Annotated in this window: 1 pseudogene; it reads right to left on the bottom strand. The window is 56.8% G+C overall.

What is annotated here, in order from left to right:
- Positions 1-431: pseudogene (locus ACU8YC_RS28345) on the bottom strand (hypothetical protein); the annotation flags it as partial.

Below are 431 nucleotides of genomic sequence, written 5' to 3'. Positions count from 1 at the left end.
TATTAGTCTGGCGCTGGCTAATCACCTTCTTTGCTGCCGCCGATACATGATCGAATAATTCAGCGCGGGAGGCATATCCCTCGCCTGTTTCTTCGGTGCCCGGGCGCAACTGATCAACGTATGCCTTAATGCTGCTGGTCGGCGTGTTGCGAAACGATCCGATGTACTGCCCGGCTATCTGCGTGTTGCGGAACTCGGTATAACGGAGGTTACCTTCACGTACGACGTAGGCAGCGAGGAAGTCGTTTTGCGTAGGCGCGTTCGGGAAATCAACTCCGCGCATGTATGCCGCGCTGGCATCGCGTACACGGCTATCGATATTGGTGCGGTATTCAGCCTGCTGCTGTTAACGGATCTGGTCAGCCTGGCGAAGGAATGTCGCCTGGGCCTCCGGAGATGCTGCATCGAATGCCGCGTTGCCGGTATAGCGC

Source organism: Citrobacter sp. VF227 (assembly GCF_052950715.1).
The sequence above is the reverse complement of the archived record's forward strand: the minus strand, read 5'-3'. Positions and strand labels throughout refer to the sequence as shown.